Source organism: Dactylosporangium siamense, from assembly GCF_016862795.1.
Classification (GTDB): Bacteria; Actinomycetota; Actinomycetes; order Mycobacteriales; family Micromonosporaceae; genus Dactylosporangium; species Dactylosporangium siamense.
This window is the reverse complement of the sequence record NZ_BONQ01000055.1, coordinates 1-14,568: the sequence shown is the minus strand read 5'-3', so window position 1 is coordinate 14,568 and position 14,568 is coordinate 1. Positions and strand designations below refer to the sequence as shown.

The 14,568-nt window shown below is 72.0% G+C and carries 16 protein-coding genes; 10 read left to right on the top strand and 6 right to left on the bottom strand.

The annotated features are described in order from the left end of the window. Nucleotide 1 precedes the first annotated feature (1 nt). Entirely contained in the window at nucleotides 2–1,261 is a 1,260-nt protein-coding gene (locus Dsi01nite_RS18615; protein WP_203847450.1) for an EAL and HDOD domain-containing protein, read from the bottom strand. A gap of 154 nt (nucleotides 1,262–1,415) precedes the next feature. Here Dsi01nite_RS18615 and Dsi01nite_RS18610 point away from each other — a divergent pair, with 154 nt between their 5' ends. From Dsi01nite_RS18610 to pth2, 6 genes are all read left to right on the top strand, one after another. After that, nucleotides 1,416–2,342, top strand: a complete 927-nt coding sequence (locus tag Dsi01nite_RS18610; protein WP_203847449.1) for an anti-sigma factor RsbA family regulatory protein — start codon at nucleotides 1,416–1,418, stop codon at nucleotides 2,340–2,342. Between the two features lie 99 nt (nucleotides 2,343–2,441). Further along, nucleotides 2,442–3,650: an inorganic phosphate transporter gene (locus tag Dsi01nite_RS18605; protein ID WP_203847448.1), complete on the top strand. Its 1,209-nt coding sequence runs from the start codon at nucleotides 2,442–2,444 to the stop codon at nucleotides 3,648–3,650. A 14-nt stretch (nucleotides 3,651–3,664) separates the two neighbouring features. Continuing rightward, nucleotides 3,665–3,979, top strand: a complete 315-nt coding sequence (locus Dsi01nite_RS18600) for a hypothetical protein (protein WP_203847447.1) — start codon at nucleotides 3,665–3,667, stop codon at nucleotides 3,977–3,979. Further along, nucleotides 3,976–4,305: a DUF3349 domain-containing protein gene (locus Dsi01nite_RS18595; RefSeq protein WP_239135990.1), complete on the top strand. Its 330-nt coding sequence runs from the start codon at nucleotides 3,976–3,978 to the stop codon at nucleotides 4,303–4,305. Before Dsi01nite_RS18600 ends, Dsi01nite_RS18595 begins: the two co-directional genes overlap by 4 nt. A gap of 75 nt (nucleotides 4,306–4,380) precedes the next feature. Further along, entirely contained in the window at nucleotides 4,381–5,661 is a 1,281-nt protein-coding gene (locus Dsi01nite_RS18590; RefSeq protein ID WP_203847446.1) for a phytase, read from the top strand. A gap of 62 nt (nucleotides 5,662–5,723) precedes the next feature. Next, a complete protein-coding gene (gene pth2 / locus Dsi01nite_RS18585; RefSeq protein ID WP_239135989.1) occupies nucleotides 5,724–6,077 on the top strand; it encodes a peptidyl-tRNA hydrolase Pth2 in 354 nt (117 codons plus the stop codon). 7 nt (nucleotides 6,078–6,084) lie between these two features. Here the strand turns inward: pth2 and Dsi01nite_RS18580 are convergent, their stop codons facing one another. The 4 genes from Dsi01nite_RS18580 to Dsi01nite_RS18565 all read right to left on the bottom strand — a co-directional run bounded on the left by Dsi01nite_RS18580 (nucleotide 6,085) and on the right by Dsi01nite_RS18565 (nucleotide 10,245). Continuing rightward, the gene (locus tag Dsi01nite_RS18580) at nucleotides 6,085–6,915 is read right to left on the bottom strand and encodes a carbohydrate ABC transporter permease (RefSeq protein WP_203847445.1); all 831 of its coding nucleotides are present in this window, start codon (nucleotides 6,913–6,915) and stop codon (nucleotides 6,085–6,087) included. Between the two features lies 1 nt (nucleotide 6,916). Further along, on the bottom strand, nucleotides 6,917–7,924 hold the full coding sequence (locus tag Dsi01nite_RS18575; protein WP_203847444.1) for a carbohydrate ABC transporter permease: 1,008 nt from the start codon (nucleotides 7,922–7,924) through the stop codon (nucleotides 6,917–6,919). A gap of 63 nt (nucleotides 7,925–7,987) precedes the next feature. Continuing rightward, nucleotides 7,988–9,208 (bottom strand): sugar ABC transporter substrate-binding protein, encoded by a 1,221-nt coding sequence (locus tag Dsi01nite_RS18570; protein WP_203847443.1) that lies wholly within the window; start codon nucleotides 9,206–9,208, stop codon nucleotides 7,988–7,990. Nucleotides 9,209–9,240: 32 nt separating this feature from the next. Next, a complete protein-coding gene (locus Dsi01nite_RS18565) occupies nucleotides 9,241–10,245 on the bottom strand; it encodes a LacI family DNA-binding transcriptional regulator (protein ID WP_203847442.1) in 1,005 nt (334 codons plus the stop codon). Nucleotides 10,246–10,363: 118 nt separating this feature from the next. Here Dsi01nite_RS18565 and Dsi01nite_RS18560 point away from each other — a divergent pair, with 118 nt between their 5' ends. Genes Dsi01nite_RS18560 through Dsi01nite_RS18550 form a run of 3 tightly spaced genes read left to right on the top strand, consistent with a single transcriptional unit; the run spans nucleotide 10,364 to nucleotide 13,328 of the window. Next, complete coding sequence (locus Dsi01nite_RS18560; protein ID WP_203847441.1) at nucleotides 10,364–12,304, top strand: glycogen debranching N-terminal domain-containing protein; 1,941 nt, start codon at nucleotides 10,364–10,366, stop codon at nucleotides 12,302–12,304. A gap of 32 nt (nucleotides 12,305–12,336) precedes the next feature. Continuing rightward, nucleotides 12,337–12,687, top strand: coding sequence for an ArsR/SmtB family transcription factor (locus Dsi01nite_RS18555; protein WP_203847440.1), 351 nt, complete (start codon nucleotides 12,337–12,339; stop codon nucleotides 12,685–12,687). Further along, nucleotides 12,684–13,328, top strand: a complete 645-nt coding sequence (locus Dsi01nite_RS18550; RefSeq protein ID WP_203847439.1) for an SRPBCC family protein — start codon at nucleotides 12,684–12,686, stop codon at nucleotides 13,326–13,328. The genes Dsi01nite_RS18555 and Dsi01nite_RS18550 overlap by 4 nt, the downstream gene beginning before the upstream one ends. A 54-nt stretch (nucleotides 13,329–13,382) precedes the next feature. Here Dsi01nite_RS18550 and Dsi01nite_RS18545 read toward each other — a convergent pair whose 3' ends face one another. Then, nucleotides 13,383–13,544 carry a hypothetical protein gene (locus Dsi01nite_RS18545; protein WP_203847438.1) on the bottom strand — a complete coding sequence of 54 codons (162 nt, stop codon included), beginning with the start codon at nucleotides 13,542–13,544 and terminating at the stop codon, nucleotides 13,383–13,385. 140 nt (nucleotides 13,545–13,684) lie between these two features. On the opposite strand from Dsi01nite_RS18545, the gene Dsi01nite_RS18540 reads away from it, so the two are divergent. Beyond that, nucleotides 13,685–14,568: IPT/TIG domain-containing protein (locus Dsi01nite_RS18540; RefSeq protein ID WP_203847437.1), on the top strand; the 884-nt coding region annotated here is incomplete at its 3' end.

Here is a 14,568-nt window from a genome sequence, read left to right as displayed (position 1 = left end):
GCTACACGTCGGCGGTGAGCTCGGCGAGGGTGGTGTTCGTCGAGTGGATCGCCGACAGGTAGGCCATGGCCATGTCCGCGGTGTCCACGGACGTCTGCGCCGGCAGGGTCCCGGCCGGTGGCATCTCCGCCGACGGCATCATGTACGCGCGGGCGGTGCGCAGCACGTCGCCGAGCGGGCCGCGGCCGGTGGTCAGGGCGTCGACCAGGGTCGCGTCGAGGGGCAGGCCCTGCAGCATCCGGTCGGCGGGCTCGTCGAAGAGGTCGGCGATCGCGGACAGCAGCCCGCCGATGTAGGCGACGTCGCCGGGCAGGCCCACGGCGCCGGCGAGGAACTGGGCGAACCTGGCCCGGACCAGCACGCCGCTGAGCTGTTCGGGGTCGGCCTCGGTGAGGTCGGCGACCAGCATCAGCGTGACCCACTGCCGGATCCGGTTGAGCCCGAGCGCGACGACGGTGTCCCGGATCGACGACACGGTCCGGGCGCGGCCGGTCGCGGCGTTGTTGGTGGCGCGCAGCAGTCGCAGGCTCAGCGCCGCGTCGCCGCCGACGAGGTCGACGACCTCGTCCATGTCGACGTCGTCGGCGCTGAGCGCGTGCAGCATCCGCAGCCGGGTGAGCCGGGCCGGGGCGAGCGTGACGGTCGAGTTGACGTGCGGGCGGCCCAGGATGTCGCCCTGGAACAGCTCGAAGCCGAGGGTGAACGCGAGCCGGAGCGCGTCGGGGGTTTCCAGGCGCTCCGCGACGAGCCGCAGGTGGCCGTGCCGGCGGCACTCGGCGACGGCGGCGCGGACCTCGGGCTCCGAGGCGTGCAGCAGGTCGATCTTCACGTAGCTGGCGAGGGGGAGCAGCGGTTCGTGGCCGCCGCCGAGGACAAAATCGTCCAGCGCGATGGTGTACCCGTGCTCGACGAGGGCGGTGACGCCGGCGATGACCTCGTCGTCGACGGTGGTCGTCTCCAGGACCTCGAGGACGGCCTGGGTGCCGTCGAACGGCAGCGGCAGCCGGCCGGTGAGGAAGTCGCGGGTCAGGTTGACGAAGCAGTCCCGCCCGCCGGACAGGTCGCGCAGCCCGAACTCGGTGAACGCGGCGACCAGCACCCGGGCGGTGGCGTGGGAGTCGCTGCGGTCCGCGCCGGACGAGGTCGCCCGGGCCCGGAACAGCAGCTCGTCGGCGACGACGACGCCGTTGCGGTCGTAGATGGGCTGCCGGGCGACGTGCACGACGTGACCGCTGCCAGGTGCCTCCGCATGCTCGCTCACCAGGCCATAATCGCGCTAAAACCGTCCGAATGGTGCGGAATGGTCAATACACCCTTTGCCGCAGATGGCCGAGTTGGGAGTACGGTGGACCTGCGTGACCCGGACTTCGTCGATCTGGACGGGTCGGCGGGGACGCCGGTGGAGGCTGATGGGGATGCAGGACCAGCTGACCCATGACGCGTTCTTCTACGGCACCGACGCGCGCTTCACCGACGTGCTCGTGCCGTTCGTCCGCGACGGGCTGCAGCGCGACGACGCGGTCATGGCCGCCGTCACCCACAACAACGCGGGACTGCTGCGCGACGCGCTCGGCCAGGCCGCGACGGCGGTGCAGTTCATCGACCGGGACGAGTGGTACCAGCGACCGGCGCGCACCATCGCGGGCTGGGGGCGGCTCCTGGCCGACGCGACCAGCCGTGGACACGAGGCGGTCCGCATCATCGGCGAGGTCGGCTTCGGCCCGCCGGCCCGGCACACGACCTGGACCCGCTACGAGTCCGTGGTCAACGCGGTGTTCGCCGACGCGCCCGCCTGGATCGTCTGCCCCTACGACACCCGGGTCCTGCCCGGCGCCGTGCTCGCCGACGCCCGCCGCACCCACCCGACGCTGACCGCGGCGGAACCCGGCGGCAACACGGCCTACCGCCCGCCGGCGGAGTTCCTCGACGCGGTGCCCGAGCCGATGCCACCGGTCGACGGCCCGCCGGCGCTCGTCGCGACGCTCGGCGACAGCGTCGCCGACGCCCGCTGGCTGGTCGGGCGGGTCGCCGCCGAGCACGGCTGGCCCGACGCCGGCCGGCTCGACGAGCTCCTGCTCGTCACCAGCGAGATCGTCGCCAACGCCGTGCTGCACGGCGGCACCCGGCGGGAGCTGCGGGTCTGGGCCGCCGACCCGGCGCTGGTGTGCGAGATCGCCGACGACGGTCCCGGCCCCGCCGACCCGCTCGTCGGCTACCGGCCCCCGGCCGAGCTGCTCATCGGCGGCCGCGGCCTGTGGATCGCCCGGCAGCTGAGCGAGGCGCTCGCCGTCAGCCACGACGACGGCTGGACCCGCGTGCGTTACGCCCTGCGGCGCCCCTGACCGCCGGGCGGGTGACCGGGCCGTGACGGTCCGGCGAACTCGCGTGTTGGCACGGTCCCCCCGCTGGCCGGAGCCGGTGGACCGGGTGACGATCGAGACGTGACCGAAACAACCGTGGTCCTCATCCTGGTGATCGTGACGGCGCTCGGGTTCGACTTCACGAACGGGTTCCACGACACCGCCAACGCCATGGCGACCTCCATCGCCACGCACGCCCTGCGGCCGAAGGTCGCCGTGCTCCTGTCGGGCATCCTGAACCTGGTGGGTGCCTTCCTGTCCGTCGAGGTCGCACTGACGGTGAGCAACGCCGTCGTGAAGATCCAGAACTCCAACGGCACCCCGAAACCGGACCTGGTCGCCGACGGCGGATCAGCACTGTTGCTGATCATCCTGGCCGGCCTCGTCGGCGGCATCACCTGGAACCTGCTGACCTGGCTGCTCGGGCTGCCGTCCAGCTCGTCGCACGCGCTGTTCGGCGGGCTCATCGGCGCCTCGATCGCCGGACTCGGCTGGGCCGGCGTCAACTGGAACGGCAACGGCAGCAAGCTCGACGGCGTCATCGGCAAGGTCATTCTGCCAGCGATCATGTCGCCGGTGATCGCCGGTGTCATCGCCGCGGTCGGCACCTGGCTGATCTACCGGATCACCACCGGGGTCGCCCGCCGGTTCACCGACAACGGGTTCCGGTGGGGGCAGATCGGCAGCGCGTCGCTGGTGTCGCTCGCGCACGGCACCAACGACGCGCAGAAGACCATGGGCGTGATCACGCTGGCCCTGATCGCGACCGGCGACTGGACCGACACCAAGAACATCCCGTTCTGGGTGAAGGCCGCGTGCGCCGTGACGATCGCGGCGGGCACCTACCTCGGTGGCTGGCGGATCATCAGGACCCTGGGCAAGGGCCTCGTGGAGATCTCCCCGCCGCAGGGCCTGGCGGCCGAGTCGGCGTCGGCGGCGGTGATCCTGACCTCGAGCCACCTGGGCTTCGCGCTGTCCACCACGCACGTCGCGACCGGCTCGATCCTCGGCAGCGGCGTGGGCCGGCCGGGCGCGCTGGTGCGCTGGGCGGTGGCCGGGCGCATGGTCGCCGCATGGCTGACCACGCTGCCGGCGGCGGCGATCGTCGGCGCGATCATGTGGTGGATCGGCCACGCGATCGGCGGTCTCGCCGGCGCGATCGCCATCTTCCTGCTGCTGATCGCCGCTGCCGCATACATGTACCTGCGGTCGCGCCGGCAGCCGGTCGACCACAACAACGTCAATGACGACTGGGACGCCCGGCGCGAGCTCGCCGACGCGGATCGCTGAGAGGACCGGGCGAGATGCAGCACAACCTTGGATTCGCGCTCGAGGCCGCCTGGAAGGTCCTGCTGGCGGGGCTCATCCTGGGCGCCGGCCTGCCGGCCCTGTTCGCCCTCGGCGTGAGGTCCCTCGCCTACGGCGCCGGCGGTGACGCCGAGGAGCACCAGGCGGGCGCCTCCGGACCGCGGGCACACCCCATCGGCACCGTCGCCGGCTACGCCTGCTTCGCCATCGTGCTGTTCGGCGTGGCCCTGGGCATCACCTTCATCGTCGCGTCGGGCTTCGGCAAGGCGATCAGCTTCGAGCACGTGTACCCGACCATCGTGGACAAGTGAGGACCGCCGTGGGTGAGCTCCGCTCGAACTTCCTGACCCGCACCGTGGAGTGGCTGCGGGCCGGCTACCCGTCCGGCGTGCCCCGCCAGGACTACGTGGCGCTGCTCGGGCTGCTGCGCCGCAAACTGACCGACACCGAGATCCACAAGATCGCTCAGGACCTCGCGGACGAGTCGCAGCGCACCGCCGACCCGATCAGCACCACCGACATCGAGGCGATGATCAACGACGCGGTGCTGCAACCGGCCTCGGCCGAGGACGTCGCCCGCGTGTCCGCCCGTCTCGCCGCCGGCGGCTGGCCCCTCGCCGACCCGCCGACCGACTGAACCATCGGCACAGGCGAACGCCGGTGTTTCATCGGCGTTCGCCTGCGCGACGGCGGCGCACCATAGTTTCGGTCGATGCGACGACTCTTGACGCTCACGGCCGTGGCCGTGCCATTGTTGCTCATTCCCGCGGCCGCGCAGGCCGCACCGGCCGTCCAGGCCACGCCGGGACTGCGGACCGTGACCCCACGCGTGGAGACACCGGCCCTGTACGACGACGAGGCCGGCGGCGACGCCAACGCCGACGACCCCGCGATCTGGGTCAACGAGCGTGACCGCGGCGCCAGCCGGGTCATCGCCACCGCCAAGAACGGCGGCCTGCGCGTCTACGACCTCGCGGGCCGCGAACGGCAGGCGATCGCGACCCCGCCGGCGCCCGGCGAGGACGACGAGTCCGGCCGGTTCAACAACGTCGACCTGGTGCAGGACTTCCGGCTCGGCGGCCGGACCGTCGACCTGGCCGTCGTCACCGACCGCGGCCGCGACCAGCTGCGCTTCTACCGCATCGACCCGGCGACCGGGACGCTCACCGACGTGACCGCACCCGACGTCCCGTTCGCGTTCAGCACCGGGCAGGCCGAGGTCAACGAGCAGCGCACCGCCTACGGGCTGGGCACCTACCGGGACTTCGACGGCACCCCGTATGCGGTCGTCAGTCGCCGCAGCACCAGCGACGTCGGGCTGTTCAAGCTCGTCGCGAAGGGCTCCGCGGTGACCTACCAGCGGGTCGACCGGCTGACCCTGCCCTCGACGTTCCGGCTGCCGGACGGCTCGGCGTGGTCACCGTGCGCCGACCCCGGCGACGGGCCGCAGGTCGAGGGCACCGTCGTGGACCCGGCGACCCGGGTGGCGTACCTGGCGCAGGAGACCGTCGGCCTGTGGCGGGTCGCGGTGTGGGGCGGCCGCTTCCGCGGTGCCCCGCAGTCGGTGGAACGCACCCGCGAGTTCGGCGTCCCGGCCCGCTTCGACGAGGCCGAGGACGACTGCGTCGTGGACTACGCCGCCGACCCGGGCTACGGCGGCCGCATCGCCGCGGACGTCGAGGGGCTCACCATCCTACGCACCGGCCCGCTGACCGGCACGCTGCTGGTGTCCAGCCAGGGCGACGACACGTTCTACACCTACGACCGGCTGACGCTGCGCCCGACCGGCCGGTTCGCGGTCGTCGACGGCGCCCGCGCCGACGGATCCCAGGCCTGCGACGGCGCGGCCGTGACCGCCACCGCCCTGCCCGGCTTCCCCGGCGGGCTGCTGGTCGTGCACGACGGTGAGAACACGCCGGCGGCCGGTGACCGGGAGAACACCAACTTCAAGTTCCTCGACGCCGGCTTCCTGCGCGGCGCCCGCACGTCGTGACGTGCGACCCGCGCACGGTCGTCCGGGCCGTGCGCGGGTCACCCGCGATAGCATCCGGGGTCGTGAACAGCGAACCGAAGATGGTCCTGGTCGTGCGCACCGACCTCGGCATGGGCAAGGGCAAGATCGCGGCACAGGTCGCGCACGCGGCGGTCGCGGCGGTGCTCGCCGGGCCGCACGGTGCGGTGTTCGGCGACTGGTTGAGCGCCGGCCAGCCGAAGGTGGTGCTGAAGGTCGGCGGGGAGGCGGACCTCGCCGACCTGTGCGCCCGGGCCGGCGACGCGGGCCTGCCGGTGCAGGTCATCCGCGACGCCGGCCGGACCCAGGTCGCGTCGGGCACCGCGACCTGTTGTGCGATCGGGCCGGCGTTGCCCGCCGACGTCGATCCCGTCACCGCGGTGCTGAGCCTGCTGTAGCACCGGTTCAGCCCTTCACGCCGCTGCTGGCGACGCTGCGGACGAAGTACCGCTGGAAAATGACGAACACGATCGCCACCGGGATGATGGTCAGGATGGAACCGGCCATCATCACCGGATAGTCGAAGCTCTGCCCGCCCGCCCCGCCACGGCCCAACGTGGACAGTCCAAAGGGGAGCGTCCAGTGCGAGGGACTGGCCCGCACCACGATGAGCGGCATCAGGAATTCGTTCCACACGCCCTGGAACGACAGGATCGTCAGGGTCAGCAGCGCGGGCCGGGCCAGGGGCAGCACGACGTGCCAGTAGGCCTGGAAGATCGAGGCGCCGTCGATGCGGGCCGCCTCCTCCAGCTCGCGGGGCAGCTCGACGAAGAACTGCCGCATCAGGAAGATGCCCATCGCGTCGACCGCGAGCGGCAGGATCAGGCCGGTGTAGGAGTTGAGCAGGCTCAGCTCCTTGAGCACCAGGAACCGTGGCACGGTCAGCACGATCGGCGGCACCGCGAGCACGGAGATGATCCCGGCGAAGAGGACGCCCCGGCCGCGGAAGTTGAGGCGGGCCAGGGCGTAGCCGGCGAGCGAGTCGATGAAGACCCGGCCGAGGGTCGCGGCGACCGTCACGACGATCGAGTTGAACGTCCACAGTGGAAAGTCGCTGTGCACGAGGACGTCGGTCCACGCGCGCAGGTCGAATGAGCGCGGCCACGGGGACACCGAGCTCGTCGCGACCTCGGGCCGGGACTTGAACGACGTGCCCAGTGACAGCAGGAACGGGTAGATGAACACGACGGCGAAGGCGATGAGCAGGCCGTAGCGCAGCGCCCTTCTGAACACCACGTCAGCGCTCCTTCCGCAGCACGAGGCGCTGCACGCCGGTGAAGACCAGGATGATGACGAGCACGACGAACGCGATGGCGGCGGCGCGGCCCATCGCACTGTTCTGGAAGCCTTCGCGGTAGATGAGGTACGCCGGGGTGAGCGTGGTCTTCTGCGGCCCGCCCGACGTCATCGCGTAGACCTGGTCGAAGACCTGCCAGGTGCCGATGATGCCGAGGGTCAGCACCAGGAACAGCGTCGGCTTGAGCAGTGGCAGGGTGATGCGGAAGAACCGCTGCCGGGGCGAGGCGCCGTCGATGGACGCGGCCTCCTCGAGCTCCTCGGGGACGTTCTGCAGTCCGGCGAGGAACATCAGCATGAACGTGCCGGTGGTGGTCCAGGTGGCGAGGATCATGACGGAGCTGAGCGCGACGCTGGGCCCGGACAGCCAGTCCCACCACGACAGGTCCATGAACTCGCCGCGCAGCGCGCCCGGTGCGGCGTCGACACCGACCGCGCGCAGCAGCAGGTGCAGCAGCCCGTCGGAGTCGTCGAGCCAGACCAGGTCGACCTTGCCGGGCAGCACCGCCGACAGCACGGTGTTGACCACGCCGGTCGGGCTGAACAGGAAGATGAAGATGAACGCGACCGCGATCGAGCTGGTCACCGACGGGAAGTAGAACGCGGTGCGGAAGAACGTGCGGCCCTTGAGCAGCCGGGCGTTGACGACCAGCGCGAGCAGGAACGCCAGGAACGTCTGCGCGGGCACCACGCCGAGCACGTAGTACAGGTTGTTGCGCAGGCTCTTGGCGAAGTCACCGCGCACGACGCTGGAGTCGGTCAGCAGATCGGCGTAGTTGGCGGCGCCGGCGGGTTCGGAGGCGCCGAGCGGGGTGAGCCCGCTCCAGTCGCGGAAGCTGACCCACAGGGCGAGGGCGATCGGCGCGACCATGAACACGCCGAGTCCGATGATCGCGGGGGACATGAAGAGCCAGCCGGCCAGTCCCTGCCGGCCGTGGATGCGTGACATGCGGGACTCCCAGGGGGAGGGGCCGCCACCGCGGGGGGACGGCGGCGGCCCCGGTCGAGAGGATCAGCCGAGGATGTCGGTCCCGGCTTTCTGCGTGCTGGTGATGACGTCGCCGACCTGCTTGTTGCCCTTGGCGAGGCCCTGGATCCCGTCGTTGAACGTGTCGATCGCGGTGCTGAAGCCGGGCACGAACACGGACTTCTTCGCGTAGTCGCCGCCGGCGACGAACGCCTTGAGCTCCGGCTTGTCGGCCAGCCACTTGTCCGCGAGGGACTTGCGCGACGGCATGACCGGGAACTCCTTGGTGACGGTGTACTGCTCGTCGGGCGAGGTGAGGAACTTGACGAAGTCGAGCGCGGCGGCCTTGTTCTTGGCCGCCTTGGCCACGCCGTAGCAGACCGAGTACGACATGGTGCCCTTGCCCTTGGGGCCGGCGGGGAGTTCGGCGACGGCGTACTTCGTGTTCGGGAAGTCGTTCTTCATCGCCCCGACGATCCAGTTGCCCTCGATCGTCATGGAGGTGAGCGCCTTGCCGAACGCCTCGCCGCCCCAGCCCGCGCCGACCGCCGCCGGGGTGCCGAACCAGCCGGCCTTGTGGTTGTCGGTCACGTACTGCAGGGCGGTGCGCATCTCCGCGGTGTCCATCGTCATCTTGGTGACGTCGTCGTTCGTCGGCCAGGCGCCGGCCTGCGCCATGAACACGCCCCAGCGGTAGAACTCCGGCCCGAGGACGAGACCCGGGTGCCCCGGCTTGGTCAGTGCCTTCGCGGCCGCGGTCAGCTCGTCCCAGGTCGTCGGCGGGGTGAGGCCGGCGGCGGTGAAGTCGGCGGTGTTGTAGACCAGCTGCAGCGTCGAGAAGTCCTTCGGCGCGCAGTAGTAGGTGCCCTTGTAGGTGAAGGACTGCTTGAGCGTGTCGTAGAAGTCGCCGGGGTTGTCGACCTTGTCGCCGATCGGCTCGAGGACGCCGTTCTTGCCGAAGTCGGGCAGCTTGTTGTCGTTGACGTAGAAGACGTCCGGTGGTTCGCCGCCGGACAGCGCGGTGGTCAGTGCCGTGTCGTATTCGGGCAGAACCTTCAGGTCGACGGTGTTGCGGCCCTGCTTGTTGTAGTCGTCGACGGCCTTGCGCAGCACGGCGTCCTCGGCGGGGGAGGAGGAGAACGCGAACATCGTGAGCTTGGCGCCGGTGGCGTTGCCCTCGGTGCCGCCGCCGCCGTCGTCGCCGCAGGCGGCGGTGAGCAGCACGGTGGACAGCAGGATGGTCAGCAGGCGGGATGGTCGGATCATGGCGGTCGCTCCCAGGGGGGTCGGAGAAACACTCAATGCGGGGCGCTGGAGGCCCGGACGATCAGCTCGGGTGCCAGCAGTTGCCCGGTCGGCTCGCCGGGCGTCTCGCCCGGGACGGGGCCGAGCAGGGCGCGGATCATCGCGTGGCCGACGGCCTCGATCGGCTGCCGCACGCTGGACAGGTCGAGGGCGCCGGCGGTCGGGGTGTCGTCGAAGCCGACGACGGCGAGCCGGGCGTGCCGTTGCCGCACGGTGCGCAGCACGCCCGCGGCGAGCGTGTCGGTGGCGGCGACGACGGCGGTGGGTGGGGTGGGGTGGTCCAGCAGCACCTCCGCCAGCCGCGACCCGGTGGCGAGGGAGTCCTCGCCGCGCAGGTCGAGGTGGTGCGAGCCGTCGAGCAGGCCGTGCTGGTCCAGGGCGGTGCGCCAGCCGTCGGCGCGCCGGTCGCCGACCGCCGCGCCCTGCGGGTAGCCGACGAACGCGATGCGCCGGTGGCCACCGGTGACGAGGTGCTCGACCGCGGCGGCCGTGCCGGCGGCGTTGTCGATGTCGACCCACGGGTGCTCGGCGTCGGCGCCGGTCCGGCCGAACGCGGCGAACGGGATGCGCAGCTGGCGCAGCCCCGGCGGTCGCGGGTCGCCGGACTGGATGCCGTAGAGCACCACCCCGTCGATCGCGCCGGCCCGGTGCAGGGCCTGCACGTTGGCGACCTCGTCCTGCGGGTCGTCGGCGGTGAACAGCAGCAGGTGACGGTCGGCGGCCCGGCCGGCCTCGGCGAGGGCGTGCAGGAAGCGGTCGTGGATGCTGCCCAGGGCGTGCGGGTGCATCGGCTCGATCCGGTAGCCGATCATGCGTGAGGTGGCGGCCCGCAGGGACTGCGCGACCCGGTTGGGCCGGTAGCCGAGCTGCTCGATCGCCGTCTCGACCCGGGCCCGGGTCTCGGGCCGCACCCGCTGCGGCGCGTTGAGCACGTTGGACACGGTCTGCCGGGACACGCCGGCGGCCCGTGCGACGTCCTCGACGGTCGGCGGGTGCATGGTTTCCTCCCAATGTCGTGTTGAACGTTCAAATCAGGTGTTGCGGATTGCCGGTTTGAACGTTCAACATGGATGTCCGGACAGTCTCACCCCACCACCGGCTTGTCAAGAGGACCCCATGGCGCAGCCCTACCTGCATGAGCACGTGACGTGTGTCGCCGCACCGGCGACCTGGCTCTCCGACCGTTCGGGCCAGCTCCGCGGCGGTGCCGACGGTCTCTACGTCGACGACCGCCGGGTGCTGTCCAGGCTGATCGTGACCGTCGAGGGCGCCGAACCGGTCCCGGTCCAGGTCCGCCGGACGGGCGCGGCCTCGGCCCGGTTCACCGCGGTGCTGCCCGCCCTCGGCGACGACGGGCCCGACCCGACCGTCACGCTCGATCGCCGCCGCGAGGTCGGGCCGCGCGGCGGCACCGAGACCCTCACCCTGACCAACCTGTCCCACGCGACGCTCACCGTCGAGATCGCCGCGACGTGCGAAACCGATTACGCGACCATGGGCGCGGTGAAGGACGGCAGGGATACCGGGTCCACTGTGGACCTCGGCGGCACCCCGGCCGCGGCGCGGGACGGGATGCGGGTCTCCGTCACGGCGGACCCGGCGCCGGACGCCGCCGGGGCGCTGCGCTGGCGGGTCACCGTCGCGCCCCGGGACAGCTGGAGCGTGCTGCTGGGCTTCACCCGCACCGACGTCGCGCCGATCACCCGGGTCGCCGAGCCCAGCCGGCTGCGCGTCACCGCCGACGACCGCCGGCTCGACGCCCTCGTGCGCACCGGCGTGGAGGACCTCGACGCGCTGCGGCACGCCGACGGCGAGCACGTCTATTACGCGGCGGGCAGCCCCTGGTATCTCACCCTGTTCGGCCGCGACTCGCTCTGGGCCGCCCGGCTGGCCCTGCCGCTCGGCACGGCCGTGGCCGCCGGGACGCTGCGCGCGCTCGCGGGCCGGCAGGGCGTCCGGCACGACCCGGAGACCGACGAGGAGCCCGGCAAGATCCTGCACGAGGTGCGCCCTGTCGACGCCGCCCACTGGCTGCCGCCGGTCTACTACGGCACGGTCGACGCCACCGCGCTGTTCGTCAGCACCGCCGCCGACGCGTACCGCTGGGGCCTGCCGGCCGCGGAGGTCGAGCCGCTGCTGCCGCACGTCGAACGGGCCCTGGCCTGGCTCGCCGGCCACGACGGCTTCATCGCCTACCAGTCCAGCGCGAAGGGCCTCGCCAACCACGGCTGGAAGGACTCCGGCGACGGCGTCCAGCACGCCGACGGTCGCATCGCGAAGGGGCCCTTGGCGTTGTGTGAGGTCCAGGGGTACGCCTACCGCGCCGCCGTGGACGGCGCCTGGCTGCTGGAGGCGTTCGGCCGCCCGGGGGCCGCCGGGTGGCGCGACTGGGCGCGGGGGCTCGCGGAGCGGTTCCGCTCGGCGTTCTGGTGCCCCGGCGGTTATCCCGCGGTCGCGCTCGACGGCGCCGGCGAACAGGTCGACAGCATCACCTCGAACATCGGCCACCTGCTCGGCACCGGCCTGCTCACGCCGGGGGAGAGCGCCCGGGTCGCCGGGCACCTCGCCGGGCTGCGGTCACCGTTCGGCATCCGGACCATCGCGCCGTCCTCAGCCGGGTACAACTTCCTGTCCTACCACCTCGGCTCGGTCTGGCCGCACGACACCGCGATCGCCCTGCTCGGCCTGGTCCGCGACGGACACCGGCAGGATGCGGCCGTGGTGATCCGGGCGGTGCTGGACGCCGCCGCACGGTTCGACTTCCGGCTGCCGGAGCTCTTCGGCGGCGACGACGGCCCGGCACCCTACCCGGCGTCCTGCCGGCCGCAGGCGTGGGCCGCGGCGGCCGGCCCGGCGGTGCTGACCGCGCTGCTCGGCCTGGACGTCGACATGCCCGCCGGCCTCCTGCGGCTCGCCCCGCTCAGCCCGTCGCCGGTCGGCGCCTACCGGGTGCGGGGCCTGCGGGTCGGCGGCGGCGAGCTCGACGTGAGCATCTCGGCCGATGGAGCGGTCACCGTCCACGACGGTCCGGCCGGGCTCACCATAGTTCAGCCTTGACTTATATAAGCCAGGGGTGACATTGTCGTGCCGTGCATGCGTTCGACGTGCTCGGCGACCCGGTGCGGCGCCGGATCCTGGAGCTGCTCGCCGACGGGGAACAGCCCGCCGGCGCGGTCAGTGACGCCGTGCGGGCGGAGTTCGGGATCTCCCAGCCGGCGGTGTCACAACACCTGAAGGTGCTGCGGGAGTCCGGATTCGCGACCGTGCGCGCCGACGGCACCCGCCGCCTGTATGCCGTGGACGCCGCGCCGCTGCAAGAGGTCGACGCCTGGCTCGAGCGGTTCCGCGGGTTCTGGTCGCAGCGGCTGGACGCGCTGGGCACCGAGCTCGCCCGGGGCAGGCGCACACCACCGACTCCTCCAGAAGGGCCCAGATCGTGACCGACATCGTCAACCAGATCAACGCCGCGCACCGCGCGATCGGCAACCACCCGGTCGCTTCGGGCGAGGGCCGTTCGGTGCTGTTGCGCCGCAGGTACCCCGCCACGATCGAGGACGTGTGGGATGCCTGCACCGACCCCTCACGGCTGGCCCGCTGGCTGGGCCAGGTCGACGGCGACCTGCGCCTGGGCGGCCGGTTCCAGATCAAGGACAACGCCGGTGGCGAGATCGTGCGCTGCGAGCAGCCGCGCCTGCTGCAGGTGACCTGGTCCTTCGGCGGGGGCGTGGACACCGAGGTCGAGCTGCGCCTCACGCCCGACGGCGACGACGGCACCGTGCTGGAGCTGGAGCACTCCTCGCCGGCCGGGTTCATCGACGAGATGGTGCGCCAGTACGGGCCCGGCGGCACGATCGGCATCGGCGGCGGCTGGGACATCGCGCTGTTCGGCCTGGACCGGCACCTGCACGGCGCCGACCTGGACCCGGCGACGTGGGAGAGCCTGCCCGAGGTGAAGGAGTTCGCGATCGGCGCGTGCCACGCCTGGGGCGCGGTGATCCAGGCGGCCTGGGGCACCAGTGACGAGGACATCGCCGCGGCGATCGCGATGGGCGTGCAGCAGTACGCGCCGGACTCCGCCTGAGCGCGTTTCGCGTCGGCGGCACCCGGCAACGGGCAGTCGCGTAACCGGTTGCGTTCAGTCCTTTGTGTCCTCCGGCAGGTCCGGGACGTCGGCGCGGTACAGGCTGAGCAGGACGCCGTAGGAGTCACCGGCGTCCTGCCCGGTGCCGAGCTGCTCGGCGAGCCGTTCCAGGCTCGCCGCGACGGTCTCGGCCAACGTCTCGCCCGGGCCGTTCACTGCGACGGCGCTTTGCGTCGTCCAGACTTTCGACCCGGGCCGGAGCTGCTTCCCCGGTGGCAGGATTGTCGATTCGCGATAAATATGCGCATTTTCGACTAGCTTGCTGGTGATATCAGCAGCCGGTGTTCGGGGGAACCATGTCCGCTTTGTACCGGGTCTGGGCAGGCGTTCTCGCCGCCGGCCTGTTCGTACTGTCATCGGCGGTAGCCGTGGCACCGGCCCAGGCGGAGACCGGCGCCGCGCGTCTCGTGCAGGCCGCCGAGGTGCCCGTCGTGACGGCGGTGAGCCCGACCGCCGGCGCCGCGGGCACGACGGTCACCATCACCGGCACCGACTTCACCGGCGCGACCACTGTGACGTTCGGCGGCGCCGCCGCCACCTCGGTCGTCGTCGTCAGCGCCACCCAGATCACCGCCACCGCGCCGGAGCACGCCGCCGGCGCCGTGGCGGTCGTCGTCACCACCGCGCTGTGCGGCCCGTCCAGCGGGGGACCGCAGTTCACCTACGCACCCCAACCGGTCGTGTCGGCGCTGTCGCCGAGCACCGGCAGCACCGCCGGCGGCACGTCGGTGGTCATCACCGGCACCGGGTTGACCGGAGCCTCCGCCGTGACGTTCGGCGGTGTCGCCGCGACGTCGTACACCGTGGACAGCGCCACCCAGATCACCGCGGTCAGCCCGGCCGGCACGGCGGGCGCGAAGAACGTCGTCGTCACCACTCCCGGCGGCGCCTCGACCGCGACACCGTTCACGTACGCGGTGCCCGCGCCGGTGGTGTCCTCGCTGTCGCCGAACAGCGGCAGCACGCTCGGCGGCAGTTCCGTGGTCATCACCGGCACGAACCTCACCGGCGCCACGGCGGTCACGTTCGGCGGCGTCGCCGCGACGTCGTTCAACGTCGACTCCGCCACCCAGATCACCGCGGTCAGCCCGGCCGGCACGGTCGGCGCGAAGAACCTGATCGTCACGACCCCGGCGGGCCTGTCGGTGGCCGTCACGTTCACCTACCAGATGCCGGCGGC

What these genes read in the sequence shown, in the direction of transcription:
- Dsi01nite_RS18560 (WP_203847441.1), top strand. Translation starts at nt 10,364, where the DNA reads ATGGCGCAGCCCTACCTGCATGAGCACGTGACGTGTGTCGCCGCACCG.
- Dsi01nite_RS18610 (WP_203847449.1), top strand. Translation starts at nt 1,416, where the DNA reads ATGCAGGACCAGCTGACCCATGACGCGTTCTTCTACGGCACCGACGCG.
- Dsi01nite_RS18575 (WP_203847444.1), bottom strand. Translation starts at nt 7,924, where the DNA reads ATGTCACGCATCCACGGCCGGCAGGGACTGGCCGGCTGGCTCTTCATG.
- Dsi01nite_RS18565 (WP_203847442.1), bottom strand. Translation starts at nt 10,245, where the DNA reads ATGCACCCGCCGACCGTCGAGGACGTCGCACGGGCCGCCGGCGTGTCC.
- Dsi01nite_RS18590 (WP_203847446.1), top strand. Translation starts at nt 4,381, where the DNA reads ATGCGACGACTCTTGACGCTCACGGCCGTGGCCGTGCCATTGTTGCTC.
- Dsi01nite_RS18600 (WP_203847447.1), top strand. Translation starts at nt 3,665, where the DNA reads ATGCAGCACAACCTTGGATTCGCGCTCGAGGCCGCCTGGAAGGTCCTG.
- Dsi01nite_RS18570 (WP_203847443.1), bottom strand. Translation starts at nt 9,208, where the DNA reads ATGATCCGACCATCCCGCCTGCTGACCATCCTGCTGTCCACCGTGCTG.